The organism is Janthinobacterium sp. 67 (assembly GCF_002797895.1).
In the GTDB taxonomy this organism is placed as follows: Bacteria; Pseudomonadota; Gammaproteobacteria; order Burkholderiales; family Burkholderiaceae_D; genus Janthinobacterium.
Map to the genome: position 1 here is coordinate 2,594,203 of NZ_PGES01000001.1, position 26,353 is coordinate 2,620,555.

Sequence of the window (26,353 nt, forward strand, 5' to 3'; positions counted from 1 at the left end):
AAGTATACAACAGCCCGCTGTTGCGCAAATGCTCCAGCTTGGCCCGGAGTCGGTATCTTTATAACAAGTATGGCAACAATTAGTAACAATTAGAATGGCAACACCAGCAGAATACGAGAAGCAAACGCGACAAGAGACCACTAAAAGTGGCACACTGCGCATACCCGGGATAAAGAACCAAGCAAGAGCCTGAAAAGACTCTGTAGAGCCAACATAAAGTATCTGGCGCCCAGACGCCTGGCTTGTTATCAAGAAACCACTTACATGATCAAGAAGAAGAACATCGAATTCGTCCGCGTCACCCACTTGCGCGGCCCCAACATCTGGACTTACCGCCCGGTGATTGAAGCCTGGGTCGACATCGGCGAACTGGAAGACTATCCATCCAATACCCTGCCCGGCCTGTACGAGCGCCTGGTGGCGTGGCTGCCCGGCATGATCGAGCACCGCTGCGGCGTGGGCGAACGGGGCGGCTTTTTCGAGCGCCTGCGCGAAGGCACGTGGTCGGCCCACATCCTCGAGCACGTGGTGCTGGAGCTGCAAAACCTGGCAGGCATGCGCACGGGCTTCGGCCAGACGCGTTCGACCAGCCAGCGCGGCGTCTACAAGATGGCCTTCCGCACGCGCGAAGAGCACGTGGGCCGCGCCGCCCTGGCCGCCGCGCGCACACTGCTGATGGCCGCCATCAACGATGAAGCCTACGACCTGGAAGCGGCCCTGGCGCCGCTGCGCGACATGGTCGATTCGCGCTGCCTGGGCCCGAGCACGGCCAGCATCGTCGATGCGGCCACCGAGCGCCGCATTCCTTCCCTGCGCCTGAACGACGGCAACCTGGTGCAACTGGGCCACGGCGCCGCGCAGCGCCGCATCTGGACGGCCGAAACGGACCGCACCAGCGCGATTGCCGAAGGCATCGCCAGCGACAAGGATCTCACCAAATTCCTGCTCAAATCGTGCGGCGTGCGCGTCCCTGAAGGCAGCCTGGTGCGCAGCGCCGAAGCGGCCTGGGAAGAAGCGCAGGACATCGGCGTGCCCGTCGTCGTCAAGCCCTATGACGGCAACCATGGCCGCGGCGTCTCGCTGAACCTGATGACGGAAGCGGACGTGAAGGCCGCCTACGCGCTGGCCGCGCGCAAGGGCGACAGCTCGGCCGTGCTGGTGGAAAGCTTCATCACGGGCGACGAACACCGTCTGCTCGTCGTCGGCAACAAGCTGATCGCGGCCGCCAAGGGCGAGTCGCTGTGGGTCGATGGCGACGGCACCTCCAGCGTGCTGGAACTGGTGAACGCGCAGATCAATATCGACCCGCGCCGCGGCGAAGGCGAAGACTTCCCATTGGGTACCGTCAAGCCGCACGAATCGGGTGAAATCGTGCTGGAACTGCAGCGCCAGGGCATGACCGCCCTGTCCGTGCCGCAGGCGGGCCAGAAAGTGCTGATCCAGCCGAACGGCAACGTGGCCATCGACGTCACGGACGACGTGCATCCGTCCGTCGTGCATGCGGCCCTGCTGGCCGCGCGCGTGGTCGGCCTGGACATCGCCGGCATCGACCTGGTCACCACCGACATCACGCGTCCGCTGGAAGAGCAGCGCGGCGCCATCATCGAAGTCAATGCCAGCCCTGGCCTGCTGGCGCACATCAAGCCGGGCGTGGGCCAGCCCCGCCCTGTCGGCGCGGCCATCGTCGACCACCTGTTCGCGCCCGAGGAAACGGGCCGCATTCCGCTGATCGGCGTGACGGGCACGCGCGGCGCCAGCCTGATCGTGCGCATGCTGTGCAAGCTGCTCAACCTGTCGGGCCTGCACACGGGCGCCGTCTGCAGCGAAGGCATGTATCTGGACCAGCGCAGAGTCGTCAGCAGCGATTGCGTGAACTGGGACGCGGGCCAGCGTTTGCTGCTCAACCGCACCGTGCAGACGGCCCTGTTCGAGAGCAATCCGCGCATGATCCTGGCCGAAGGCCTGGCCTACGACAAATGCCAGGTCGGCATCGTCACGGACATGGGCAGCCTCGATAGCGTCAAGGATTTCGACGTGCTGGATGAAGCGGGCCTGTACAAGGCCGTGCGCAGCCAGGTCGACGTGGTGGTGCTGACGGGCGTGGCCGTGCTCAACGCCGCCAACGCGCACGTGCTGGAACTGGCCGAACTGTGCGACGGCACCGTGACCCTGTATGCGCAGGATGGCGGCTTGCCAGCCATCGCGGCGCAACTGGCCGCCGGCCAGCGCGCCGTCTTCGTGCGCGGCAACCACATCGTGCTGGCCGAAGGCGGCATCGAAACGGTGTTGCTGTGCCTGGACCTGCTGAAACCGGCCACGGCCGGCAATGTCGACAGCGTGCTGGCCGTCGCGGCCGCCGCCTGGGCCATGAATCTGCCCGTCGATCTGATCTGCGCCGGTTTACGTACCTTCGACGCGGCTCCCGGCTGCATCGGCAACTGAGGCAAAGCAGCACTCAAGCCCGGCCAGGACGGCCGGGCCCACAAGAACACAACAGGATTACGGTTTAATTATGGAAGTATCTCGCGTACGGGCCTTGCGTGGCCCTAACCTCTGGAGCCACGACACCGCCGTGGAAGCCATTGTTTCCTGCACCACGCAGGAACTCGACATCGCCCAGCTGCCCGGCTTCGAAGCCCGCCTGCGCGCACTCTTTCCGCAACTGAGCCCGCTGCAACCGCTGGGCAACTACAACGCCGCGCCGATGGCGCAGGTGCTGGAACTGGCGGCGCTGGGCCTGCAGGCGCAAGCCGGCTGCCCCGTCACCTTCAGCCGCACCACGCCGACCCTGGAAACGGGCATCTTCCAGGTCGTCGTCGAATACTCGGAAGAAGCCGTCGGCCGCCTGGCTTTGGCCCTGGCGCAGCAGCTGTGCCGCGCCGCGCTCGACGATGCGCCGTTCGACCTGGCCGGCGCCCTGCAGCAGTTGCAGGAACTCGATGAAGACGTGCGCCTCGGTCCATCGACGGGCGCCATCGTCAACGCCGCCGTGGCGCGCAACATCCCGTTCCGCCGCCTGACCGAAGGCAGCCTGGTGACGTTCGGCTGGGGCAGCAAGCAGCGCAAGATCCAGGCCGCCGAAATGGACGGCACCAGCGCGATCGCCGAAGCCATCGCGCAAGACAAGGAACTGACCAAGAAGCTGCTGGACTCGGCCGGCGTGCCCGTACCGCAAGGCCGCGTCGCCATCGATGCGGACGATGCCTGGGCCGCCGCCTGCGAGATCGGCCTGCCCGTCGTCGTGAAGCCAAAAGATGGCAACCAGGGCAAGGGCGTCACCGTCAACGTCACCACGCGCGAACAGCTGACGGCCGGCTTTCTCGCGGCGCAGGAATTCCGCGACGATATCCTCGTCGAACGCTATCTGCCGGGCCACGATTTCCGCTTGCTCGTCATCGGCAACAAGATGGTGGCGGCGGCTCGCCGCGACCCGCCGCAAGTGGTGGGCGACGGCCAGCATACGGTGCGCGAACTGGTCGACCAGGTCAACCTGGATCCGCGCCGCGGCAGCGGCCACGCCACATCGCTGACGAAAATCCGCTTCGACGACATCGCCCTGGCCAGCCTGGCCAAGCAGGGCTACGTGGCCGACTCCGTGCCGCCGGTCGGCCAGCGCGTCATCCTGCGCAATAACGCCAACCTGTCGACGGGCGGCTCGGCCACCGACGTCACCGTCGACGTGCACCCGGAAGTGGCGGCGCGCGCCGTCGCGGCCGCACACATGGTGGGCCTGGACATCTGCGGCGTGGACGTGGTCTCCGACAGCATCCTGAAACCGCTGGAAGAGCAGAACGCCGGCATCGTGGAAGTGAACGCCGCACCGGGCCTGCGCATGCACCTGGCGCCGTCGTTCGGCAAGCCGCGCCCTGTGGGCGAAGCCATCATCGCCGCCATGTTCGCCGAAGGCGACGATGGCCGCATTCCCGTCGTTGCCGTCACCGGCACCAACGGCAAGACCACCACCGTGCGCCTGATCGCCCACCTGCTCACCACGTCGGGCCTGCGCACGGGCATGACCAACACGGATGGCGTGTACATCGAAGGACGCCAGATCGACAGCGGCGACTGCAGCGGCCCGCGCAGCGCGCGCAACGTGCTGCTGCACCCGGACGTGGACGCGGCCGTGTTCGAGACGGCACGTGGCGGCATGCTGCGCGAAGGCCTGGCTTTCGACCGCTGCCAGGTCGCCGTGGTGACGAACATCGGCGCGGGCGACCACCTGGGCCTGAACTACATCACTACCGTGGAAGACCTCGCGGTCCTGAAGCGCGTGATCGTGCAGAACGTGGCTGACAGCGGCGTGGCCGTGTTGAACGCCACCGACCCGGCCGTGGCCCGCATGGCCAAGAATTGCAGCGGCACGGTGACCTTCTTCGCCGCCGACAAGACGCATCCCGTAATGGCCACGCATCGCGCGCAAGGCAACCGCGTCGTGTACGTGGAAGACGGCAAGCTGGTCGCGGCGCAAGGCAAGGAACGCCACGAAATCGCCCTGTCGCAGGTGCCGATCACGCGCAACGGCGCCATCGGCTTCCAGGTCGACAACGTCATGGCCTCCCTGGCCGCCGCCTGGGCCGTGGGCCTGGACTGGAAAACCATCGCGCTGGGCTTGAAAACCTTTGCCAATGAAGCCGACAATGCGCCGGGCCGCTTCAACGTGTTCGATTACAAGGGCGCCACCCTGATCGCCGACTACGGCCACAATCCGGACGCCATCCTGGCACTGGTGCAGGCGGTGGAAAGCATGCCGGCCAAGCGCCGCTCGGTCGTCATCAGCGGCGCCGGCGACCGCCGCGACGAAGACATCCGCCAGCAGACGGAAATCCTTGGCGCCGCCTTCGACGACGTGCTCCTGTACCAGGACCAGTGCCAGCGCGGCCGCGCCGACGGCGAAGTCGTGGCATTGCTGCGCCAGGGTTTGAACGGCGCCAAGCGCACCAGCCATATCGATGAAATCAACGGCGAATTCGTCGCCATCGACAAGGCCCTGGCACGCCTCGGCGAAGGCGACCTGTGCCTGATCCTGATCGACCAGGTGGAAGAAGCGCTGGCGCACATCGCCAAGCGCGTCGCCGAAGCCTAAGCACAGCATCGCTGCGCACGAGGGCGGCCTGCGGGCCGCCCTTTTTCATCCCTGCGCCTCAGTCGGCACCGGCTTTCCCGATCGCCTGCGCGGCCAGCGCGCCGGCCCGCATCTCGCTGGCAAACAGCGTCGCCGCATGCGCGATGGCGCGGGTGGCACGCGCGAGGAAATGCGTCCAGTGCTGCTGCTCGAGCAGCAGCATCTCGATGCAGAACCACACCTGGCCGCGCTGCACATGGCCTTTCACCAGCTTGATGCGGCGGTTGACTTCATCGAGCGCGGCATGCACGCGCAGCAGCTCTTCCTGTGTATCGATACTCCACACATTCGGCAACAGCAGTTTTCCAAATTGCGCGTCATCGGCGTCAAAGCACAGGACATAGCCCATGCCTTCGAAACGGAAGACGATATCGCCATCGCTGTCGATCTGCGCCTGATATCCGTCCGCTTGCAAGTGCCGCAGCAACGGTTCGGTGATAGTGGATGCCAACATGGTGCTTCCTTTCATTGAGTGGGATGGCGACGCCCCGTCTGGTGCCGCTGCATCGCTACCTCAACGCCGCCGCCGGCAAAAAATACAAAACTATTTTCGCCACGTGTGGAGAGCGGGCAAGGCCGGCAGGCGCATGAATGCGGCAGGGATACCGGAATTGATATGGACATCGCAAAAGAAGTCATTTGTGGCGCAAAGTCATTCCCCCCTACCATGCTTCCTGAGCCAGTTCCTGCTCTGGCGGCGACTGCCGCAGCGTTCTCAACATAACTAAAATACAGGTGGAGACAAGATGATGCAATTGATGGCACCGGGCACCCGCACGTCCCGACAAAACACACGCTTGACCTTGAAGGCGACGGTGGCCGCCTTGGCCGGCGCCGGCCTGCTGAGCAGCGCTTCCGTACGGGCGCAACAGGCGCCCGCAGTGGAAACACCGGTGGAAGAAACGGCGGCGCCGGCGCCGGCCGACAATGCCGGCATGGCCGTCGTCGCCGTCACGGGCGTGCGCAGGGCGGCGCAAAGCGCGCAGACGATCAAGAAAAACAACGACCAGGTGGTCGACTCCATCGTCGCCGATGAAATCGGCAAATTCCCCGACAAGAACGTGGCCGAAATCCTCGGCCGCGTGACGGGCGTGCAGATCCGCCGCGAAGGCGGTGAAGCGGGCACCGTCATCATCCGCGGCTTGCCTGGCGTGGTGACCCTGCTCAACGGCCGCGAAATGTTCACGTCCGTGGGCCGCAGCCTGTACCTGGCCGACATCCCGACGGCCATGCTGCAGCGCGTGGACGTGTACAAATCGCAGGGCGCCGACATGGTCGAAGGCGGCACGGCCGGCGTGGTCGACGTGCGCACCAACCGCCCGTTCGATTTCAAGGGTTTTACGGCATCGGGCAACGTGCGCGCCGAACACCGCGACAAGTCCGGCTCGACGGACCCGAACGTCGGCGGCATGGTCTCGAACCGCTGGAAGACCCAATACGGGGAATTCGGTGCCCTGCTTGGCCTGTCCTACCAGCGCGGCAGGTACTATGACGAGACGATCTGGAACGCCGAACCCGTCAAGCGCCCCGACGCGGGCAACATCACGGGTCCCGATTCCGTCGGCATGATCCCTACCGTGGGCGACCGCAAGCGCTACGCGGCCAACGCCGCCTTCCAGTGGCGCCCGAACTCGCAGGTGGAAGTGTATGCGGAAGGCATGTCGACCCTGATCAAGCACGCCTTCGACAGCCAGTTCTTCGTCGGTTCGCTGCCCTGGGGCCAGACCCCGGACATCACCCTGATCCCCGGCACCAATCAGGCGGCCACGGTGGGCAAGATCGACGGCCCATGGTCGCCGTTCACGCTGGGCTCGACCCAGGCGCGGCGCGACCGCTCGATCGGTTCGCAAGGCGCCATCGGCGCGCGCTGGGACATCACGCCGCAGCTGCGCGCCACGACGGAGCTGGCGCGCACGGTGAGCAACTTCGAGCGCGAATTTCCCATCCTCGACTTCCTCGCCCATCCGACCAGCATCATCGGCAGCACGAACGTGAACGGCGGTGCGCAGATCAGCTACCCCGGCTACAACATGACGGATCCGAAGAACTACACCCTGCTCGGCTTCTACGACAATCACAGTCACGACGAAGGCAGCTCGACCGACTGGCGCGGCGACGTCAGCTACGACATGGACAGCACGGGCTTCTTCCGCGAATTCTCGGGCGGCGTGCGCCTGGCCAAGCGCAAGGCCGAATCGGTCCGCGAAAAAAATGGCCAGGGCGGGCTGACGTCGACGATCTATGCGGATGCGATTCCCGGCCTGGCGTGCACCTCGCACGAGAACACGGGCAACTTCGGCCTGCAAAGCTGGCTGACGCCATGCCGCGACTTCATGCTCAACAACACGGCCGCGCTGCGCCAGCTGTTTACGGGCAGCAGCGAACGCAGCCCAGACGATCCGATGACCCATTACAAGGATGTGGAAAAAACCAATGCCGTCTACGGCAAGGCGCGCATCGGCTTTGACCTGGCGCAAGTACCGGTCGACGGCACCCTGGGCGTGCGCGTGGTGCAGACCAAGCAGGACTTGCAAGGCAATTCCTCGCAAAACGGCACCATCACGCCCGTGCGCGTAAAAACCTCGGACACGGACGTGTTGCCCAGCATGACCTTGAAAGCCATGCTGCGCCAGGACCTGATCGCCCGCATGACGGCCGGCAAAGCCGTGCAGCGCCCGAACTTCGCCGACTTCAACCCCGGCGTGAGCCTGGGCCAGAGCCTGGAAATGGTGCGCCCGACGGGTAGCGGCGGCAATCCCGACCTCAAACCCGTGGAAGGCAGGAACCTCGACGTGGCGCTGGAATGGTATTTCGCCCAGACGGGTTCCGTCACGGCCACCGTGTTCCGCCACAACTTCAAGAATTACATCCTGTCCGGCTCGGCCAAGGAAACGTATGGCGGCATCGAGTACGACATCACGCGTCCGCGCAACACCTCGAAAGGCCATCTGCAAGGCCTGGAAATGGCGTACCAGCAGTTCTATGACAAGCTGCCCGGCTGGATGAGCGGCCTGGGCCTGCAGGCGAACGCCACCTACATGACGGGCGAACTGGAAGAATTGAACGGCAGCGTGCACCCGTTCACCGGCATGTCGAAGTGGTCGGCCAATATCGTCGGCCTGTACGAACAGGGACCGTGGTCGGCGCGCCTGGCCTACAGCTGGCGCGACAAATACGTCGACGACTACAACTACCGCGGCAAGGGCATCCACCTGACAGTGGCGCCAACCAAGACCCTGGACGCGTCGGTCTCGTACAAGCTCAACCCGAACACCACGGTGACCCTGGACGCGAACAACCTGCTCGATTCGACCTACCGCGACTACCACGACACGCCGGACTATGTGCGCGACGTGCGGCGCTATGACAAGGTCGTAGGTTTATCCGTCCGCTGGAGCTACTAGTGAACACCTGACCAAACCGGCTGCGCGGCGCGCTTTGCGGCCGGCGATGCACACGGCACTACAGTGCCGCTGCGCTTCTCGGCCACAAATCACTGCCGCTCGCGATGGTTTTGTCAGGCGTCGAAACGTCGTTGAAATACATGTCTTCTTCCTTGAGGAGTTTCAGCGCCAGCTGGCAACGGCTGGCGTTTTTTTGCCTTGAGGAATCTATCCGACACAGGAATTGATTTAACGCAAAGTGGCGGCGCCGGGGCGCTTTTATGCTGGCAGCTTGACCATCGAACCCGGCGGGGACAGCATGCGCGATGCACGGCACGTCGATACACAGCTATTTCAACCCGATATCCCCGTGCGGCTCGACATGCGCACGGCGGCGCTGGTCGAGCATGCGCTGGCCTTGCAGGAAATGGCCGGCACGGGCGCCGCCGCCCTATTTTTGCACTGCCACGACGTGCCGCTGCCCACCGCCTTGCGCGTGCTGACGACGGGACCGCACCGCAAACCGGCCGCGCCGCACCTGTTTGCCCGCCTGCGTCCGCGCACGGCCGCCCTGGCGCAAGGCGCGCCGCTACCGGCGCGCTGACGAATCCTGTACCATCGCCGCAACCTATCAAATGAGGCACGGCGATGCAGGCAGCGACACCCCACGATTCCTATGCGGCACTGATGGACCTGATCAAGGCGCGCCATGCGGAACTGAGCCCGCAATTCCAGGCCGGCGCCCGCTACCTGGCCGACCATCCGGACGAAGTGGCCGTGTCGTCGATGCGCAGCATCGCCGCGCGCGCGCAGGTGCAATCGGCCGCCCTCGTACGCCTGGCGCAGCAACTGGGCTTTGCCGGCTGGCCGGAACTGAAAGCCATCTTCGTCGAACGCCTGCGCGCGGGACAGGCCGGGTATGCGGCAAAAGCGGGCGCGCTGGCCGGCAAGGACGGGGACCTGGTCACCGAAGTGTTCACTGTGCAGCAGCGCAACCTGGTCGCCACGGAAAGCGCCAACCACGCCGCCCTGGAGGCCGCCGCCGCTCTGCTGCAGGCAGCGCCCCGCGTGCACGTGGCCGGTTTCCGCGCCGCCCACCCCATCGCCTACACCCTGCATTATCTGTACCGCTTGCTGCGCCCCAGCGTGCAGCTGCTGAGCGGCCAGGGCGGCACCCTGGAAATGGACTTGCGCGCCCTGCAAGCGGGCGAAGCCGTCGTCGTCGCCAGCTTCGCGCCGTATTCGAGCGAAGCGCTGCTGGTGGCGCAGGCGGCGCGCCAGGCCGGCTGCCAGGTGGTCGCCATCAGCGACAGCGCCATGTCGCCGCTGGCCCTGCTAGCCGACGCCAGCATCGTCATCGCCGTCGACAGCCCTTCGTTCTTCCCCTCCATCGTGGCCGGCGTCGCGGCCGTGGAAAGCCTGGTGGAATTGCTCGTGGCGCGCGCGGGGCACGATGCCGTACTAGCCATCGGCGCGGCGGAAAACCAGTTGCGGACGCTGGGTGCCTATGCAAAAACATCAAATGATGTAACTTAAAGATAAATACATCGAACGTTGCAATGCGGCGCAACGCAGCCTATAATCGGCCATCTCCTCCTTGCCGATAAGAAAGCGATGCCATGAGCCACGTCTTCCACCGCAGCCTGACCGCCAGCTATCCCGTCGCCGTGGGCGGCGACGGCCCTTACCTGATCGATGCCGATGGCAAGCGCTACCTGGACGCCTGCGGCGGCGCGGCCGTCTCCTGCCTCGGCCATTCGGATGCGGCCGTGATCGCCGCCGTGCAGCAGCAGATTGCCACGCTGGCGTACGCGCACAGCTCCTTTTTTACCACCGAACCGATGGAGCAGCTGGCCGACTTCCTCGTCGCCCGGGCGCCAGCCGGCATCGACAGCGTGTATTTCGTCTCGGGCGGTTCGGAAGCGGTGGAAAGCGCGCTCAAGCTGGCGCGCCAGTATTTCGTGGAACGGGGCCAGCCGCAGCGCCGCCACGTCATCGCGCGCCGCCAAAGCTACCACGGCAATACGCTGGGCGCGCTGGCCACGGGCGGCAACGCCTGGCGCCGCCAGCAGTTCGAACCGCTGCTCATTGGCGTCACCCACGTGTCGCCCTGCTACGCCTGGCGCGACCAGCAGGAAGCTGAAACGGATGGCGACTACGTGGCGCGCCTGGGCCAGGAACTGGAAGACCATATCGCCGCACTGGGCGCGGACAACGTCATGGCCTTCATCGCCGAACCCGTCGTCGGCGCCACGGCCGGCGCCCTGCCCGCCGTCGCCGGCTATTTTGCGCGCATGCGCGAGATCTGCCAGCGCCACGGCATCCTGCTGATCCTCGACGAAGTCATGTGCGGCATGGGCCGCACGGGCAGCCTGTTCGCCTGCGAGCAGGAAGGCGTCACGGCTGACCTGATCTGCATCGCCAAGGGCCTCGGTGCCGGCTACCAGCCCATCGGCGCCGTCATGGTGTCGCGGGAAATCCGCGACACCCTCCGCGCCGGCACAGGGTTCTTCCAGCATGGCCACACGTATATCGGCCACGCCACGGCCTGCGCCGCCGCCCTGGCCGTACAGCGGCAGATCGAGGAACGCGATTTATTGGCCAACGTGCGCGCCATGGGCGGCCTGCTGCAAGAACGGCTGCGCCAGCGTTTCGACGGCCATGCGCACGTGGGCGACATCCGCGGCCGCGGCCTGTTCCTCGGTCTGGAACTGGTACAGGATCGCAATACCAAGCAGCCGTTCGACCCGGTCCGCCGCCTGCACGCGCGCATCAAGGCGCAAGCCATGCAAAACGGACTGATGTGCTACCCCATGGGCGGCACCATCGACGGCCTGCACGGCGACCACATCCTGCTGGCGCCGCCCTACATCGTCGACGCCAGCCACGTCGATGAGATCGTCGGCAAGCTGGGCATGGCCATCGATGCCTGTGTGGCGTAACCGCGCATGCCTGTGGCAGAAACGCGCAAAGGCGACTGCCAGCAGTTTCTGTTCACTCCTTGCCAATATTAATTGACTTATTCTAAACAATCGTTTTAAATCAGGAAGTTACTCAAAATCAATCATCTTGGGCATTCAATCATCGCATTACCCCTTTTCGATGCTTGACGCCCACGTTGATGCACTCTGAAGCCAAGGTATATGGAACTGCTCGACTCCCTGCGTCAGCCCCCACTGCAAGACGACACGATCAGCGGACACTATGAAGTGCGCCGCTTGCTGGGCGAAGGCGGTTTCGGCCATGTATTCGAAGCGTGGGATGCCAAGCTGTGCCGTAGCGTGGCGCTGAAACGCCTGAAACCGCAAGCCGACGTGCTGCATCCGGAAAAACTGATCAATGAAGCGCGCCTGGCCGCTTCGCTCAGGCATGCGGCTTTCGTGCGCATTTTTGCCATCGAGGGCCAGGGCACGGGCCAGTCTATCGTCATGGAACTGGTCGAAGGCCAGACCCTGGGCCAGTTCATGCACAGCGGCAAGGCGGACCTGCAAACGGCGCTCGACATCGCCTACCAGATCGCCGACGCGATGGACGAGGCGCACGCCATGGACCTCGTCCACGGCGACCTGAAACCGTCGAACCTGATGCTGGAAGCGGACGGTCAAGTGCGCATCCTCGATTTCGGCCTGGCCCGCCACATCGACCCGCAAGCCACGCAAACGACGACCCTGTGCGACCTGCAAGGCACCATCGCCTACATGGCGCCCGAGCGCCTGATGGGCCGCCTGCCCGACACGCGCGGCGACGTCTACGCGCTGGGCGCCATGCTGTACGAAATGCTGGCCGGCCAGCGCCACTTCGCCCACCTGAACGGCCTGGCCCTGGCCTCCGCCCACATGCAGGCGACGGAACCGTGGCCCGACCTGCCGGACTCCGTCCCGCCCGCCATCAACGCCCTCGTGCGCGCGATGACGGCGCACGACCCGGCCGAACGGCCACGCACCATGCGCGACGTGCGCGAGGCGATAGATGGGCAGCGCACACTGGCGGTGCCAGCGCCAATACTGGCCGCCAAGACGGTTCCCGCCAAACCACCGGCCTCGATTGCGATTCGCCTGCAGGTGCCGGTCAAGCGCGCCGTGGTGGCCGCTGGCGCCGTTGCTATACTGACTCTGGCAGCGTGGCAAGGCCCTAGCCTGCTTGCAGCTTTGCGTGGTCATTACTCCACGGCGCAGTTTTCGGAAATGGCTGCGATGAAGGCTGGCATGGATGCCTTGCGAGCATTTGACCTCGACAGCAGCCAGAAAATACCCATTGAGCAGTTTACTGCCGTGCTACATCATAATCCGGCCAATGCGACCGCGGCAGCAGGACTATCCATTGCGTCGACTTTACGCTACCTGGGCGATGGTCGCGATGAGACTTGGCTACAGCGGGCAGATGTCAATGCGAAACAGGCACTGGCTGCGGATGACCAGCTAGCACTTGCCCACGTGGCCCAAGGCTGGGTCCACGAATACCATGGCAAGAATGAGGATGCGCTGCGTGAGGCAACCATTTCATTGAATTTGGAACCAAATAATTTCTTGGCACTGTACGGCAAGGCACGCCTGTATATCGTCAGTTACAAGTTTGAGCAGGCCAAGCAGGTATTAGACCAGGCCATCCTTGCCCATCCGCAGGAGTACTTGCTCATTACATTACTCGGCTATATGTACTATAAGAAAGGCGATTACGTTGGTGCGGAACAAGCGTTCCGTCAAAGCATACGCATGAACCCGCGCTCCCCCGCGACCTACGCCTATCTGAATGCCGCCCTGTTACGCCAGAATCGCGATGACGAGGCCTTACAAGTGCTGCAGCAAGGACTGCAAGTAAGCCCCTATTGGGAACTCTACTCCAATCTGGGCACATCCCTGTTTGCAAAAGGTGACTATCTGGGCGCAGTCCAAGCGTTTAAGAGTGCCGTATCGGAACGAAAAGGCGGGCCTGGCATCTATTTATTGTGGGCTAATCTGGCCGATGCCCAACGCTGGGTGCCTGCCCAAGTGGGGGCCTCGAAACAATCGTATCAGCGTGCCATTGCACTAGTACAGCCGATGCTTAAACGAATGCCAAACGACATCACACTGAATTCGCGAATGGCGCTCTATCAGGCCTACGCAGAGGAAAAGCAACAGGCGCTTGCCGGAGTACGGCATGCACTCAGCCTGGCGCCACAAGTAGCGGATGTGCAATTTCGCGCCGCCCTCACGCATGAACTGATCGGCAACCGTAGCGAGGCGCTTGATGCATTACTCAAGGCCAGCAAACTTGGCTACCCACGCAACCTGATCGAGTCCGCCCCCGATCTTTTAAACCTGCGGCGTGATTACCGCTATCAACAACTTCTTATCAACCTGGAAAGAGACAGTAAAAAATGACGCCTGTAAGCCCCTGGATGAAGTTATCCGTGCATTTTGATGCAGATCAGATTACCAATCAGCTCGACTACAGTTTCACCTCGTGCGACGGCACGGCCGATCCGCGCCATGGCCCCTACATGGGCGGCGTGCACTTCCAGAAGGGCCAGCATGTCTATCTCGACGTTACTTGCTGCGGCTCTAAGGACAGTGGTTTCACCTCGTTCCAGATCGTCGACTGCTGCATCGTTACCGTACCACAACTGACGCAGATCGGTCCAAAAGTACCGACTATCTACTCGCCACCATCGCCATTTTTGCAAGCAGTGGGCGCCACCTATCAGTTGCCGCTGGACTTCGAAATCCAGCAACTGCTGGGTGAACCAGAACGGCCGAACCTGCACCACATTCGCCAGGAATGGAAGCACAACCTGGACGTGGGTTACGCAAGCGGCCGCTGGGAATTGTCGTTTGTCATGACCGTACGCATCATGCGAGGCGAAGACGTCCAGCCAGAGCTGCGCGTGTTCTCCTTCGACCCAGAAAGCTCTGTTGGAGGCAACGGTAGCCTGTAACCGTGCCAGTATTCCGTCACGGCCCGGTGGCACCGTGCCCCCCCCCCAGGCCGGGATGTATATACTGCCTTCTTGAAGCATATACAGTGAATCAGACAGGGTGAACTGCGCATATGCGGTCGCAAGCATGCAAGCGGCATTTTATGGCATCACTGCATCAACGGCCTTATCCTTGGCCGTGCCCTCCCTGTTGCGCTTCCCTACTCCCAGCCGACCAAGGCAATTCCGCTTGCCTGGTGTCTCAACGGCACAGCCGCAACATGCTGCTTGCTCACATCCGCACGCAATACGCCGCCCTGCCCGCCGAAAGCGGTAAAATGACGGCCTTGAACCCAAGCTCCGCCACATGGCGCGGCCTAGAATGCACATAGCACCACACACAGCCCGGCAGGCATACGCCTCCCTGCCGCCGGACCAACGACAAAGAACACATGACCACCGTCCCAAAAGAAATCAACGCCGCCGCGGCAAAGAAAAATTCGGCTGAAAAGCTCACTCCCATGATGCAGCAATATTTAGGCATCAAGGAGAACCACCCGACGATGTTGGTCTTCTACCGCATGGGCGATTTCTACGAGCTGTTTTTCGAGGATGCGGAAAAAGCGTCGCGCTTGCTGGGCATTACCCTGACGGCGCGCGGCGTGGCCAGTGGCAACCCCATTAAAATGTGCGGCGTGCCATTTCATTCGCTCGACGGCTATCTGGCCAAGCTGGTCAAGCTGGGCGAGTCGGTGGCCATTTGCGAACAGATCGGCGACCCGGCCACCAGCAAGGGTCCCGTCGAGCGCAAGGTCATGCGCGTCGTCACGCCCGGCACCCTGACGGATGCGGACTTGCTGCCCGAAAAGGCCGAGCGCCCGCTGCTGGCCATGTGCAGCATCACGCAGCGCAAGACGGTCACGACGGGCCTGGCCTGGCTGTCGCTGGCCAGCGGAGCCTTGAAACTGATGGAGTTTTCCGGCGACAGCAGCACCGTGGCCGTGCGATTGCAGCAGGAACTGGAACGCATCGTGCCGGCTGAAATTCTCAGCGGCGACAATGGCAACCTGTTTGACGACTACGCGGGCACGCACATCAACCGCGTGCCGGACTGGCATTTCGACGTGGTGGGCGGCCACAAGGCCCTGCTCGACCAGTTGGGTGTGGCGACTTTGACGGGCTTTGGCGCCGATGGCCTCGGCGCCGCGTTCGGCGCGGCCGGCGCGCTGCTGCGCTATGCGCAGTCGACGCAGGGACGCGGTCTGCAGCACGTGCGCTCCCTGACGACGGAAACGGAAAGCGAATTCATCGGCCTGGACGCGGCCACACGCCGCAACCTGGAACTGACGGAAACCATCCGCGGCCAGGAATCGCCGACCTTGTTCTCCCTGCTGGATCATTGCCGCACCGCCATGGGTTCGCGCATGCTGCGCCACTGGCTGCACCATGCGCGGCGCGACCAGAACGTGGCGCGCGCGCGCCATGAAGCCATCGCCGCGCTGGCGCAAAGCGAAGCGGCCGCTCCGCTCGCCGCCACTCTGGCGCAAGTGCCCGATATCGAACGCATCACCACGCGCATCGCGCTGCTGTCGGCGCGTCCGCGCGACCTGGCCGCCCTGCGCGACGGCCTGCTGCAACTGCCGGCCCTGCGCGGCGACGTCGTCCGCTGTTATGGTCCTGGCCAGGGCGGCGAGAACGGCTTGCTGGCCACCATCCACACGGCCCTGGCGACGCCGGCCGCCTGCCTGGACTTGCTGGTGCGCGCCGTGGCGCAGGAACCGGCCGCCATGGTGCGCGACGGCGGTGTATTTGCCACCGGTTTCGATGCGGAACTGGACGAATTGCGCGCGCTGTCGGAAAACGCGGGCCAGTTCCTGCTCGACCTGGAAACGCGCGAACGGGCCCGTACGGGCATCGCCAACCTGCGCGTCGAATACAACAAGGTGCACGGCTTCTATATTGAAGTCACGCACGGCCAGACGGACAAGGTGCCGGACGACTACCGCCGCCGCCAGACCCTGAAAAACGCCGAGCGCTACATCACGCCGGAATTGAAGGTGTTCGAAGACAAGGCCCTGTCGGCGCAGGACAAGGCCCTCGTGCGCGAAAAAATGCTGTACGACCTGCTGCTGGCCGACCTGGCGCCGCACATCGGCACCTTGCAGACGATTTCGCAAGGCCTGGCCCAGCTCGACACCCTGAATGCGCTGACGGAACACGCGCAGCAGCACAACTGGGCCGCGCCGCAACTGGTCGACGAGCCGTGCATCAACATCGTCGAAGGCCGCCATCCCGTGGTGGAAAAGCAGATCGAGCGCTTCATCGCCAACGACTGCCGCTTCGTCAACGAGCGCCGGCTGCTGTTGATCACCGGCCCGAACATGGGCGGTAAATCGACCTTCATGCGCCAGGTGGCACTGATCACCCTGCTGGCCTACGTGGGCAGCTACGTGCCGGCCGCGTCCGCCACCATCGGCCCCATCGACCGCATCTTCACGCGCATCGGCGCCACCGACGACCTGGCGGGCGGACGCTCGACCTTCATGGTGGAAATGACGGAGTCGGCCGCCATTTTGAACGGCGCCACCGAGCATTCGCTGGTGCTGATGGATGAAGTGGGCCGCGGCACCTCGACCTTCGACGGCCTGGCGCTGGCATGGGCCATCGCGCGCCACCTGATCGACACAAGCCGCAGCTTCACCCTGTTCGCCACACATTACTTTGAGCTGACGCAATTGCCGGACAGCCACCCGAGCGCCGCCAACGTGCACTTGTCCGCCGTCGAGCACAAGGACAGCATCGTCTTCCTGCACGCCGTGCAAGCCGGTCCCGCCTCGCAAAGCTACGGCTTGCAGGTGGCGCAACTGGCCGGCGTGCCGCAACCCGTGATCAAGGCCGCGCGCAAGCACCTGGCGCGCCTGGAAGCGCAGGCGCTCGACGCCACGCCGCAGCGCGACCTGTTCGCCGCCCCGGCCGCCGATCCGTATGCGCAGGAGGAAGAAGAGGAAGCATCGGCGCCGCTGGCCGCGTTGAACGCGGCGCAGCAAGCCTTGCTCGACGCCATCGCCGACCTCGATCCCGATGCGCTCACGCCGCGCGATGCGCTCGAGCAGCTGTACCAGTTGAAACGGCTGGCCGCCGCATGACCTGCCGGCGCGGCGCGATCCACCTGCTGGCCGCCGGCTTGCTCGCTGCCAGCCTGCCGTGGCAAGCGGCGCTGGCCGCCCAGAGCGACCAGGCCGGCTTCGAGTTTGCCGTGCTGGGCCACTCCTTCAACGCGGGACCCGACGATGGCCCCCTGAAAAAAGCCATCGCCGACACGAGCGCCTTCAATGCATCGTTCGTCGTGGCCACCGGCATCAAGGCGGCCAGCGAATCGTGCAGCGACAAGCTGTACAGCCAGCGCAAGGACTTGCTCGACGCCAGCGGCCCGCCGCTGATCGTCTCGCTGTCGGCCAGCGATTGGGCCAACTGCCGCAACTCGCGCGGCAGGGTCAACGCCATCGAACGCCTGAACCGCTTGCGCGACGTGTATTTCGCCGACGACCAGAGCCTGGGCCAGCGCAAGCTGACCCTGTCGCGGCTGTCATCGACGGCGAAGTTCCGCAGCTATGCGGAAAACGCCCACTGGGAATACGGCGGCGTGCTGTTTGCCACCATCAACCTGCCCGCGAATAACAACCATTTCCTGCCGGAAGCGGGACGCAACAGCGAATTCGAAGACCGCCTGGTCGCCAACCGTTCCTGGCTGCAGCGCCTGTTCGCCATGGCGCAGCGCAAACAGCTCGACGGCATCGTGCTGTTTTCCGATGGCGACATGGGCGTGCTCGATGAAGACGACAATTCGTTGCTGCCCAGCTTCAGTTCGAAACAGGACGGCTTTGCCGGACCGCGCAAGCAGGTTCGTACCCTGGCGAAGAAGTTCAGCGGCAAGGTGTTGCTCGTCGATACGCAGCGCGATGGCGACGCGGACGGCAAGGAAGGGAAGAGTAAAAAGGCCGCGGCCAAGGCAGGCGGGCCGAAAATCAGCTGGAAAGGCGACCTGGGCCACGTCAGCATCGACAACGACTGGTCCGCCATCGCCGTACGGCCAGGCAAGACGCCATTCTTTGAGGTGCGTCAACGCGCCACGCGCCCATCGGCGCAAGCGCGGGTTAAGGCGTCGACTGTGCGCCGTTAATAACAGCGGCACAAACGAACAGGCCGGCATATAGCCGGCCTGGAACAAGCAGTATTAATGAATCGGATGCGTACGGAAGTGGTCGCCCTCTTCGCCTTCGCCTTCATCATCTTCATCGCCATGGTCATGGCCGTGTGCGCCATGCACGTGGCCATGGGCGATTTCTTCGTCGGTGGCGGCGCGCACGTCGGCGACGGTCAGCGAGAAGCGCAGCGCGATGCCGGCCAGCGGATGATTACCATCCAGCACGACCTTGTCGTCGGCGATGTCGGTGACCGTGAAGATCATCGCTTCTTCGTCCGGCGAATCGCTTTCCGGCATGCCTTCGAACTGCATGCCCACTTCCAGCGGCTCAGGCAGGCGGTTGCGCGGCTCGACCTTGACCAAGGCGGGATCGTATTCACCGAAAGCATCATCCGGTTCGATCTGGATCGTGTTGGAATAGCCAACTTCCTTGCCGTCGAGTTCTTCTTCGATCTTCGGCAGGGTGTTTTCATAATCACCGTGCAGGTAGACCATCGGCTGGCGGCCGTCTTCGATCAGATTGTCTTGCGCGTCTGACAGTTTGTAGTTGACAGTCACGACCGTATTTTTGGCAATCTTCATTATGCTTCCTTTCATTGTATAAGCTGGCAAATTATACCTTCACGCCGCCAACGGCAGGCGCATTCCTGCATTTCCGGTTGTTATAATGGGCGCATGAAAACATTAACTCTCCTCGGCGATATCACGCCGGCGCAATTCCTGCGCGACTACTGGCATAAAAAGCCCCTGCTGATCCGCCAGGCCGTACCCGGCTTCAAGGCACTGTTCGATTTCAAGGCGCTGGCCGAGCTGGCTACCCTCGACCACGTCGAATCGCGCCTGGTCAGCCATGCGGATGGCCACTGGAACATGCAGCAAGGTCCGCTGACCAGCCTGCCCTCAGTGAAACAGAAGGAATGGACCCTGCTGGTGCAGGGCGCCAACCTGCACAGCGCCAAGGCCGACGCCCTGCTGCGCCAGTTCCGCTTCCTGCCGGACGCGCGCCTGGACGACCTGATGGTCAGCTTTGCCACCGATGGCGGCGGCGTGGGCCCGCATTTCGATTCCTATGATGTGTTCCTGCTGCAAGGTCAGGGCAAGCGCCACTGGCGCATCGGCGCGCAGAAAGACTTGAGCCTGATCGACGGCTTGCCGCTGAAAATCCTCAGCAACTTCACGCCCGACGAAGAATTCACCCTGGAACCGGGCGACATGCTGTACCTGCCGCCCCACTACGCGCACGACGGCGTGGCCATCGGCGACTGCCAGACGTATTCGATCGGCTTCCGCTCGCCTTCGTTCCAGGAACTGGGCGAAGCTTTCCTGCAATTCATGGCCGACTCGATCGACTTGCCGGGCATCTACAGCGATCCAGACCTGAAAGCGTCGGGCAAGCCGGCGGAAATCCCCCGTGAAATGCTCAGCACCATCGCGGAAGAACTGAACAAGGTGCGCTTCACGGAAGAAGACGTGACGATTTTCCTCGGCGAACACCTGTCGGAACCGAAGCACAATGTGTTTTTCACGCCGCTGTCGAAACCGCTGACGGTGGGCCGCTTCGCGGACGCCGCGCAGAAAAAGGGTGTCGTGTTGTCGCGCAAGACGCTGATGCTGTATCGTGGCAAGAATGTCTTCATCAATGGCGAATCGTTTGCCATTGGCAAGGCCGATAAAGCGGCCCTGGAAACCCTGGCCAACGAACGCGCCCTGGATGGCGCCGCCGTGGCCCAGGCTTCCGATGACGTGATGGATGCCTTGTACACCTGGTATCAGGATGGCTGGATCGAACTGGCTTGAATGGGTGCGGCGTAGCAAAGTGGTATTACAGTAGGCAAAATAACAGCTTCTGCGCCAGCGCAATGAAACATATTATTTTTATATCGTTTTGTCGCGCTTTCGCAAAACACTTACACTTGCTTGCAATTTGCTTCGGCAAATATTGCGATATCACAAAATAGTTGCGAATTTGCCTCTTGCTCCTATTGCGACGCACCAAAAATCGCTATAATATTCGGTTAGGAAGTTTCCGTTGTCTGGCAGGCACCACCTGGTACGAAAAGCCTTCGAAGACGACCTAACGAGCGATAATTACCGGTAATTATTCATCGCAACAATGTTGATTTATTTTTTGAAATAATTAAGGAAAACAAATGAAAAAATCCCTGCTGATCGCCTCCCTGATGGTTGTTGCTCTGGCTGCTTGCAGCAAAAAAGAAGAAGCTCCTGCACCAGCACCAGTAGTTGAAACCCCAGCACCAGCACCAGCAGTTGAAGCTGCTCCAGCTGCTGCTGCTGACGCTGCTGCTTCGGCCGCTACCGACGCTGCTGCTGCTGCTTCGAGCGCTGCTTCGGCCGCTTCGGACGCTGCTGCTGCCGCTTCGGCTGCTGCATCGGCTGCTAAGTAATTTAGCACCCCGCAAGAAAGAAAGCCGGCCTTCGGGCCGGCTTTTTTGCGTCCGGCGTGTTATCCGCAGGATATGACGCCGGACGCAGGCAATAAAAAGGCTGGCCCGGTTTCCCGGGCCAGCCTTTTTTAATGCGCGGCAGGTTTGGATACCTGCCGCGTAGCTGACGCTTATTTCAACTGATCGTTCAGCAGACCCAGGATCTTCTCTGCCACTGGCGAAGTATCGGGTTTGCCTTCGTTGCTGAGGATGCTGACCAGGCTGGTCGAACCCGTGCCGGCCTTGACGAGAACGCGGTAGCGCTGCGCTTCCTTGTCCTTGTCGGACGACGAACCCCAGCTGAACAGTTTCGAGAAGAAACCATCTTTCTTGACGGCGTCCGGATCGACGTAACGCACGAAATACGTGCCTTGCGTGCGGTCGCGGTCTTCCACGGTGAAGCCGACGCGGTCCAGCGCCAGGCCGACACGGCGCCAGGCGCGGTCGAACGCTTCATCGACTTCGATGGCGCGCGCAGGCGTGGCGGTGTCGCCGACCAGCTTGGCGTGCTGCGGCTGCACGATGGCGGCGTCGACAGCCGTCTTCGCCTGCGCATCGTCGCTGGCCGCGCCCAGGCGCGTCATCAGCTTGGCCAGGAATTGCGCTTCCAGGCCCGGATCGTTCGGGCGAGCGGTCCAGGTGGTGGTTTCCTTGTCGCGGCCCGTAACGACCTCTTCCACGCCGCGGTGGCTGATGTAGATCTCGGTCGAACCGTCGGCCAGGCGCTCCACGCGGGTGCGGAACTTGTCTTTTTCACCGGTCGAGTACAGCGAGTCGAAAGCCTTGCCGATGGTGCTGCGGATAAAGTCCTGCGGCACCTTGGCGCGGTTTTCGTTCCACTCGGTTTCCATGATGCCGGCCGTCGGCTGGTCGACGGCGATGGAAAAGCCCGAATCTTCCCAGAACTGCTTCAGTTGCGGCCACAGCACTTCAGGCGACTGCTTGACGACCAGCCAGCGCTGGTTGCCCGCGCGCTCGACCTTCACGCCGCCTGCCGTGACCGGCACGACACCGACCACGCCATCGGCGCCCACGACGACAGGCGTACCGGCCGTGGCGTTGCGCTGCGCGTTGTAGCCGGAAGCGGTGGCCACGCCGTTTTTCGCATCGGGCAAGGAGTAGCGGTTGTCCTGCTGCAACTGCGTCAAGTCAGGCGGCACGTCCAGGGTGCCGGCTTTCTTGACCGACTTGTAGTCGACCTTGTCGCCGCCTACTACCGAACTGATCATGCCGCAGCCCGCGAGGCTGGCTGCGATGGCGCCGATGACGATGCCGCGGACGGCGATGGTGGCAGGCGCCGATTGGTTTTTCTTGCAATTAGTCATGTCGTAACTGGATAAGAAGCTAAGTAGCAGCTGGAATCAGGGAAGGTCCGGACTGGTCGAGTCCGGGCTTGAAGTTCGGCCTTAAGACAGGATACCGGCGTCGCGCAAGGCATCGCGCACGGTGGCATGGCAGTTTTCAGCCAGCGGCACCAGCGGCAAGCGTATGCCGGCAGGCATCAGGCCCATTTCAGCCATCGCCCATTTGACGGGCACCGGGTTGGGCTCGACAAACAGCTTCTGGTGCAGAGGGAAAACCTTGTTATTGATGGCGATTGCCGTGGCGCGCTCGCCCGCCATGGCCGCGACGCACAGTTCGTGCATGGCGCGCGGCGCGACGTTGGCCGTCACGGAAATATTGCCGTGGCCGCCGCAGAACATCAGCGCCATGGCCGTCGGATCGTCGCCCGAGTACACGGCGAAGTCCGCTGGGACCAAACGCAGCAGGTCGATGCCGCGGCCGATATTGCCGGTCGCATCTTTCACGCCAACGATATTCGGGATGGCGGACAGGCGCACGATGGTCTCGTTGCTCATGTCGGCAACCGTGCGGCCAGGCACGTTGTACAGGATGACGGGAATGTCGACGGCTTCGGCGATGGCCTTGAAGTGCTGGTACATGCCTTCCTGGGTAGGACGGTTGTAGTATGGCACCACTTGCAGGACAGCATCGGCGCCCGCTTCTTTCGCGTAACGCGTCAGTTTGATGGCCTCGGCCGTGGAGTTGCCTCCGGCGCCGGCGATGATAGGAATGCGTCCCTTGGCATGTTCGACGGTCAACTGTATCAGTTCGCAGTGTTCTTCCACGCTGACTGTTGCCGATTCGCCCGTTGTGCCAACGATGACGATGCCGTCCGTACCCTCGGCGATATGCCAGTCGATCAGCTTGCGCAGACCTGGAAAGTCCAGACTGCCGTCTGCGTGCATCGGGGTGACGATTGCTACAATGCTGCCCTTGATCATAGTAAGTTTATAGCGCCGATAAATAAAACAACGATTGTAGCGGATAGCCCGCGCCTGTGGTGCATTCTGACATAGTATGGCCGCTCAAAACGTCGGCAGCAGCGCTGCCAACCGTGGAAAATCCGGCCGGACGGCACAAATTCGTTGCACCAGAGCAGCTTTTGGCTGTTCCACGCGCCCATCCTCATACGCTACCACACGCAAGCCCTGCTGCACCGCCCAGGTCAGCATTTCGCCTTCCTTCAGCAGGAATTTCGGATTCGACGGCTTGCCGAACTGCTCATTGCCTTCGGCAAACGTTTCGTACAACAACACGCCATCGGGTGCCAGGCTGGCAACCATGGCGTCCAGCAGCGGCCGGTGCAGATAATTGGTGACGACGATGCCGGCAAAGCGGCCGGGTGCGAAGGGCCACACGGCTCCCGGCGCCTCCAGGTCCACCAGCGAAGTGGTGATGCCCGTGCCGGCCGCCTTTTCCAGCATTTCCGGATCATGGTCGAGCGCGATCACGGGGTGGCCCAGGCTCACCAGGTGGCGCGCATGGCGGCCTGCGCCGCAGGCCAGGTCCAGCACTTCGCCGCCCGGGATCAGGGGCGCCCAGCGGCGCAGCCAGCCGGAAATCGCTTCGGTTTCTAATATTGGTTCAGTGACTTGCATCGGTACTTCCATCAATTATTTGCGTATATCCAGTTGCTTGTTTCACGTCAACAGGGCCGTCAGCGGCGTGACCACGGTGACAAAAATGCCGATGACAAATTCGATCGCCGCCAGCAAGGCGCGGTTCAAGATGCCCGTATACATCAGCAGCACCAGGGCGCCGAACACATACAGGCTGTAGCGCTCGATGCTGGCGTAAGGGCGCGCCAGCTGCATCGGCAGCAAGCCCGTCATGATGCGTCCGCCATCGAGGGGCGGCACGGGAATCAGGTTAAAGACGAACATGGCCGCATTCACGCTGACGCCGGCGCCCGCCATCTTGCGGAAAAACATGCCCATTTCCGTCGGCGGCATAACGCTGAGCACGACAAAGGCGATCATCCAGCCCAGGCCCATGGCGAAATTGGCGCCTGGCCCGGCAAAGGCCACCCAGGCCATCTGCTTCTTCGGATTGCGCAGCCGGCTGAAATCGACGGGCACCGGCTTGGCATAGCCGAACGGCACCTGGATCGTGAAATACAGCATCAAGGGCAGCAAGATCGTGCCGAAAGGATCGATATGCCGGATGGGATTGAGGCTCAGCCGGCCCTCGTTCGAGGCTGTGGGATCGCCGAAATAGCGGGCCGCGTAGCCGTGCGCCGCCTCATGCAGGGAAATGGCAAACAGCACCGGCACCAGGTACACCGCAACGGTCTGGACTATCGTATTGAAATCACTCATGACCGCGATTCTACCAGAGGCGCCATAGCCTCTTTCTTACGTTGTCATTAAGAACAGATGAAGAGCGGCGCGGCAAGGACGCACCCTGCCCCTCTACAAGCCCAGCACGGCCGGGTCGCCGCGTCCCACGCGCACCACTTCCGGCTCCGGTCCCGTCAGGTCGATCACGGTGCTGGGGCCATGCGCGCAGACGCCGCCATCGATGATCAGGTCGACCAGCTTTTCCAGGCGCTCGCGGATGGTGTCGGCATCCGTCAGGCTCTCTTCGTCGCCGGGCAAGGTCAATGTCGCGCCCAGCAGCGGCTGGCCTAGCTCTTCCAGCAGGCATTGCACGATGCGGTGCTGCGGCACGCGCAGGCCGATGGTCTTGCGCGATGGGTGGCTGAGGCGGCGCGGCACTTCCTTGGTCGCTTCCAGGATGAAGGTGTAGGCGCCCGGCGTGGCCGCCTTGAGCAGGCGGAACTGGCGGTTGTCCACGCGGGCGTACACGCCCAGCTCGCTCAAGTCGCGGCACAGCAAGGTGAGATGGTGCTTTTCATCCACGCCACGGATGCGGCGCAGGCGCTCGACGGCGCCCTTGTCGTCGAGCTGGCATACGAGCGCGTAGCAGGAATCCGTGGGCAAGGCCACGACGCCGCCGGACTGGATGATTTGCGCCGCCTGCTTGATCAGGCGCAATTGCGGATTATCAGGGTGAATCTGGAAAAATTGACTCATGTGTAAGCGTTCTGGCGGACCAGCTTGTTAAGTTAGCATTATTGTACGCCGCGCAGCGCGGCGATGCGTTGTTCGATCGGCGGATGGGTGGCGAACAGCGCGCCCCAGCCACCATTGCCGCCGCTGATGCCCAGCGCCTGCATCGATTGCGGCAGCTCGCCCGGATGCACGCCGCCCAGGCGGGCCAGCGCGTGCATCATCGGCGTGGGACTGCCCAGCAGCTTGGCCGAACCGGCATCGGCGCGGAATTCGCGCTGGCGCGAGAACCAGGCAACGATGATGGAAGCGAGCAGGCCGAAAATGACTTCGCACACCATCACGGTCACAAAGTAACCGATGCCACGTCCGCCGCCCTCGCGGTTGTTATTTTTCAGCAGCACATTGTCGACGAAGAACCCCACGACGCGGGCCATGAAGACGACGAAGGTGTTCACCACGCCCTGGATCAGGGTGAGTGTCACCATGTCGCCATTGGCGACGTGGGCGATCTCATGGCCCAGCACGGCCTCGACTTCATCGCGGTTCATGCTTTGCAACAAGCCCGTGGAGACGGCCACCAGCGCCGAATTCTTGAAGGCGCCTGTGGCAAACGCATTCGCGTCGCCTTCGTACACGGCCACTTCCGGCATGGCGATGCCGGCCCGCTCGGACAGCGCGCGCACGGTATTGACCAGCCACAATTCCGTCGACGAGGTCGGGTTGTCGATCACGCGCGCGCCCGTGCTCCACTTGGCCATCGGTTTGCTGATCAACAGGGAAAAGATCGATCCCGTGAAGCCCACCACCAGCGAAAACACCAGCAGGCTGCCCAGGTTCAGGCTGCTGCCGCGCGCCGGATTGCCCACGCCCAGCAAACTGAGCACGAGCGACAGCACCAGCATCACGGCCAGGTTGGTGGCGATAAAAAGGACGATACGTTTCATGG

At 63.0% G+C, this 26,353-nt stretch carries 20 protein-coding genes; 12 read left to right on the forward strand and 8 right to left on the reverse strand.

The window, feature by feature from the left end:
• Positions 1-264 precede the first annotated feature (264 nt).
• Both CLU90_RS11645 and cphA read left to right on the forward strand, forming a co-directional pair.
• A complete protein-coding gene (locus tag CLU90_RS11645) occupies positions 265-2,442 on the forward strand; it encodes a cyanophycin synthetase (RefSeq protein ID WP_100427986.1) in 2,178 nt (725 codons plus the stop codon).
• A gap of 70 nt (positions 2,443-2,512) precedes the next feature.
• The gene (gene cphA, locus CLU90_RS11650) at positions 2,513-5,083 is read left to right on the forward strand and encodes a cyanophycin synthetase (protein ID WP_100427987.1); all 2,571 of its coding nucleotides are present in this window, start codon (positions 2,513-2,515) and stop codon (positions 5,081-5,083) included.
• A 58-nt stretch (positions 5,084-5,141) separates the two neighbouring features.
• On the opposite strand, the gene CLU90_RS11655 is transcribed toward cphA, so the two are convergent.
• Complete coding sequence (locus CLU90_RS11655) at positions 5,142-5,576, reverse strand: hypothetical protein (protein ID WP_092710725.1); 435 nt, start codon at positions 5,574-5,576, stop codon at positions 5,142-5,144.
• 292 nt (positions 5,577-5,868) lie between these two features.
• Here CLU90_RS11655 and CLU90_RS11660 point away from each other — a divergent pair, with 292 nt between their 5' ends.
• From CLU90_RS11660 to CLU90_RS11695, 8 genes are all read left to right on the forward strand, one after another.
• The gene (locus CLU90_RS11660; RefSeq protein ID WP_232731171.1) at positions 5,869-8,526 is read left to right on the forward strand and encodes a TonB-dependent receptor; all 2,658 of its coding nucleotides are present in this window, start codon (positions 5,869-5,871) and stop codon (positions 8,524-8,526) included.
• Positions 8,527-8,797: 271 nt separating this feature from the next.
• Positions 8,798-9,109 (forward strand): hypothetical protein, encoded by a 312-nt coding sequence (locus CLU90_RS11665; protein WP_139178173.1) that lies wholly within the window; start codon positions 8,798-8,800, stop codon positions 9,107-9,109.
• Between the two features lie 44 nt (positions 9,110-9,153).
• On the forward strand, positions 9,154-10,041 hold the full coding sequence (locus CLU90_RS11670) for a MurR/RpiR family transcriptional regulator (RefSeq protein WP_100427988.1): 888 nt from the start codon (positions 9,154-9,156) through the stop codon (positions 10,039-10,041).
• 83 nt (positions 10,042-10,124) lie between these two features.
• A complete protein-coding gene (locus CLU90_RS11675; RefSeq protein ID WP_100427989.1) occupies positions 10,125-11,447 on the forward strand; it encodes an aspartate aminotransferase family protein in 1,323 nt (440 codons plus the stop codon).
• A 201-nt stretch (positions 11,448-11,648) separates the two neighbouring features.
• On the forward strand, positions 11,649-13,868 hold the full coding sequence (locus CLU90_RS11680) for a serine/threonine-protein kinase (RefSeq protein WP_100427990.1): 2,220 nt from the start codon (positions 11,649-11,651) through the stop codon (positions 13,866-13,868).
• The gene (locus tag CLU90_RS11685; RefSeq protein WP_157808809.1) at positions 13,865-14,422 is read left to right on the forward strand and encodes a hypothetical protein; all 558 of its coding nucleotides are present in this window, start codon (positions 13,865-13,867) and stop codon (positions 14,420-14,422) included. The genes CLU90_RS11680 and CLU90_RS11685 overlap by 4 nt, the downstream gene beginning before the upstream one ends.
• Positions 14,423-14,853: 431 nt before the next feature.
• Positions 14,854-17,547, forward strand: coding sequence for a DNA mismatch repair protein MutS (gene mutS, locus CLU90_RS11690; protein ID WP_100427992.1), 2,694 nt, complete (start codon positions 14,854-14,856; stop codon positions 17,545-17,547).
• Entirely contained in the window at positions 17,544-18,581 is a 1,038-nt protein-coding gene (locus tag CLU90_RS11695; protein WP_100427993.1) for a hypothetical protein, read from the forward strand. The genes mutS and CLU90_RS11695 overlap by 4 nt, the downstream gene beginning before the upstream one ends.
• A 54-nt stretch (positions 18,582-18,635) precedes the next feature.
• Here CLU90_RS11695 and CLU90_RS11700 read toward each other — a convergent pair whose 3' ends face one another.
• On the reverse strand, positions 18,636-19,187 hold the full coding sequence (locus CLU90_RS11700) for an FKBP-type peptidyl-prolyl cis-trans isomerase (RefSeq protein ID WP_034750672.1): 552 nt from the start codon (positions 19,185-19,187) through the stop codon (positions 18,636-18,638).
• A 93-nt stretch (positions 19,188-19,280) separates the two neighbouring features.
• On the opposite strand from CLU90_RS11700, the gene CLU90_RS11705 reads away from it, so the two are divergent.
• Both CLU90_RS11705 and CLU90_RS11710 read left to right on the forward strand, forming a co-directional pair.
• Entirely contained in the window at positions 19,281-20,402 is a 1,122-nt protein-coding gene (locus CLU90_RS11705; protein ID WP_100427994.1) for a cupin domain-containing protein, read from the forward strand.
• 353 nt (positions 20,403-20,755) lie between these two features.
• On the forward strand, positions 20,756-21,010 hold the full coding sequence (locus tag CLU90_RS11710; protein ID WP_071650198.1) for a hypothetical protein: 255 nt from the start codon (positions 20,756-20,758) through the stop codon (positions 21,008-21,010).
• 170 nt (positions 21,011-21,180) lie between these two features.
• Here CLU90_RS11710 and bamC read toward each other — a convergent pair whose 3' ends face one another.
• The 6 genes from bamC to htpX all read right to left on the reverse strand — a co-directional run bounded on the left by bamC (position 21,181) and on the right by htpX (position 26,351).
• On the reverse strand, positions 21,181-22,374 hold the full coding sequence (gene bamC / locus CLU90_RS11715) for an outer membrane protein assembly factor BamC (protein ID WP_100427995.1): 1,194 nt from the start codon (positions 22,372-22,374) through the stop codon (positions 21,181-21,183).
• Positions 22,375-22,455: 81 nt separating this feature from the next.
• Positions 22,456-23,334, reverse strand: a complete 879-nt coding sequence (dapA, locus tag CLU90_RS11720) for a 4-hydroxy-tetrahydrodipicolinate synthase (RefSeq protein WP_034750679.1) — start codon at positions 23,332-23,334, stop codon at positions 22,456-22,458.
• Positions 23,335-23,418: 84 nt separating this feature from the next.
• A complete protein-coding gene (locus CLU90_RS11725) occupies positions 23,419-23,991 on the reverse strand; it encodes a class I SAM-dependent methyltransferase (RefSeq protein WP_092710756.1) in 573 nt (190 codons plus the stop codon).
• Positions 23,992-24,033: 42 nt separating this feature from the next.
• Positions 24,034-24,711 (reverse strand): site-2 protease family protein, encoded by a 678-nt coding sequence (locus tag CLU90_RS11730; protein ID WP_092710760.1) that lies wholly within the window; start codon positions 24,709-24,711, stop codon positions 24,034-24,036.
• 93 nt (positions 24,712-24,804) lie between these two features.
• The gene (locus CLU90_RS11735; RefSeq protein WP_046685844.1) at positions 24,805-25,428 is read right to left on the reverse strand and encodes an L-threonylcarbamoyladenylate synthase; all 624 of its coding nucleotides are present in this window, start codon (positions 25,426-25,428) and stop codon (positions 24,805-24,807) included.
• A 38-nt stretch (positions 25,429-25,466) separates the two neighbouring features.
• Complete coding sequence (htpX, locus tag CLU90_RS11740; RefSeq protein WP_092711314.1) at positions 25,467-26,351, reverse strand: protease HtpX; 885 nt, start codon at positions 26,349-26,351, stop codon at positions 25,467-25,469.
• Positions 26,352-26,353: the final 2 nt, after the last annotated feature.

What these genes read in the sequence shown, in the direction of transcription:
- bamC (WP_100427995.1), bottom strand. Translation starts at nt 22,374, where the DNA reads ATGACTAATTGCAAGAAAAACCAATCGGCGCCTGCCACCATCGCCGTC.
- CLU90_RS11680 (WP_100427990.1), top strand. Translation starts at nt 11,649, where the DNA reads ATGGAACTGCTCGACTCCCTGCGTCAGCCCCCACTGCAAGACGACACG.
- CLU90_RS11725 (WP_092710756.1), bottom strand. Translation starts at nt 23,991, where the DNA reads ATGCAAGTCACTGAACCAATATTAGAAACCGAAGCGATTTCCGGCTGG.
- CLU90_RS11735 (WP_046685844.1), bottom strand. Translation starts at nt 25,428, where the DNA reads ATGAGTCAATTTTTCCAGATTCACCCTGATAATCCGCAATTGCGCCTG.
- CLU90_RS11730 (WP_092710760.1), bottom strand. Translation starts at nt 24,711, where the DNA reads ATGAGTGATTTCAATACGATAGTCCAGACCGTTGCGGTGTACCTGGTG.
- CLU90_RS11700 (WP_034750672.1), bottom strand. Translation starts at nt 19,187, where the DNA reads ATGAAGATTGCCAAAAATACGGTCGTGACTGTCAACTACAAACTGTCA.
- CLU90_RS11685 (WP_157808809.1), top strand. Translation starts at nt 13,865, where the DNA reads ATGACGCCTGTAAGCCCCTGGATGAAGTTATCCGTGCATTTTGATGCA.
- CLU90_RS11705 (WP_100427994.1), top strand. Translation starts at nt 19,281, where the DNA reads ATGAAAACATTAACTCTCCTCGGCGATATCACGCCGGCGCAATTCCTG.
- CLU90_RS11670 (WP_100427988.1), top strand. Translation starts at nt 9,154, where the DNA reads ATGCAGGCAGCGACACCCCACGATTCCTATGCGGCACTGATGGACCTG.
- CLU90_RS11655 (WP_092710725.1), bottom strand. Translation starts at nt 5,576, where the DNA reads ATGTTGGCATCCACTATCACCGAACCGTTGCTGCGGCACTTGCAAGCG.
- htpX (WP_092711314.1), bottom strand. Translation starts at nt 26,351, where the DNA reads ATGAAACGTATCGTCCTTTTTATCGCCACCAACCTGGCCGTGATGCTG.
- cphA (WP_100427987.1), top strand. Translation starts at nt 2,513, where the DNA reads ATGGAAGTATCTCGCGTACGGGCCTTGCGTGGCCCTAACCTCTGGAGC.
- dapA (WP_034750679.1), bottom strand. Translation starts at nt 23,334, where the DNA reads ATGATCAAGGGCAGCATTGTAGCAATCGTCACCCCGATGCACGCAGAC.
- CLU90_RS11675 (WP_100427989.1), top strand. Translation starts at nt 10,125, where the DNA reads ATGAGCCACGTCTTCCACCGCAGCCTGACCGCCAGCTATCCCGTCGCC.
- CLU90_RS11660 (WP_232731171.1), top strand. Translation starts at nt 5,869, where the DNA reads ATGATGCAATTGATGGCACCGGGCACCCGCACGTCCCGACAAAACACA.
- CLU90_RS11645 (WP_100427986.1), top strand. Translation starts at nt 265, where the DNA reads ATGATCAAGAAGAAGAACATCGAATTCGTCCGCGTCACCCACTTGCGC.
- CLU90_RS11710 (WP_071650198.1), top strand. Translation starts at nt 20,756, where the DNA reads ATGAAAAAATCCCTGCTGATCGCCTCCCTGATGGTTGTTGCTCTGGCT.
- mutS (WP_100427992.1), top strand. Translation starts at nt 14,854, where the DNA reads ATGACCACCGTCCCAAAAGAAATCAACGCCGCCGCGGCAAAGAAAAAT.
- CLU90_RS11695 (WP_100427993.1), top strand. Translation starts at nt 17,544, where the DNA reads ATGACCTGCCGGCGCGGCGCGATCCACCTGCTGGCCGCCGGCTTGCTC.